Annotated in this window: 1 protein-coding gene; it reads right to left on the bottom strand. The window is 61.0% G+C overall.

Annotation, left to right across the window (positions count from 1 at the left end):
- Nucleotides 1-428, bottom strand: a 428-nt coding sequence (locus tag AC1RPN_RS07760; RefSeq protein ID WP_481763645.1) for a hypothetical protein, incomplete at its 3' end; no start/stop codon positions are given.
- Nucleotides 429-467 lie beyond the last annotated feature (39 nt).

Below are 467 nucleotides of genomic sequence, written 5' to 3'. Positions count from 1 at the left end.
CTTGTAAGGAATTCCGACCCCTCAGCGTACATATCAATCAGGCCCGACAGGCCCGGATAAGCCGCGTCGAATTCAGCACGACGAGCCGCGAGATTTGCCACGCGTTCGGCCTCGGCCGCCGCTGCCTCAGCCGCACGCTTTGCGGCTTTGCGTTCGTCGGCGCGCGCCTTAGTCGCGTTCAGCTTTGCGAGCCGCTCGGCCGTGTAAATTTTTGTCAAAACGGGCGCACCTTTGCCCGAGCCGCCGCATTGATAGCAGGTGTACCACGTATAGGCCCATGCTTGCGAGCCACCTGCACCGCCGCACCGATGACACGTGCCCGCCCGGTAGAACGAGGCAGAGCCCTTGCGTTCGTCGTAGTCGGCAGGGGTCAGGCCCGAGAATGGGCGGCCGTCGCGGTAGAACAGTTCGGGTTTCGTCGTTTCCATATCATGCCCCTAGTGGGTTATCGATGGAACGAATAATAA

This window comes from Dellaglioa sp. CoH-57-MRSF-20 (assembly GCF_056781955.1).
Note: the sequence above shows the minus strand (reverse complement) of the source record. Positions and strands in the feature narration are given on the sequence as shown.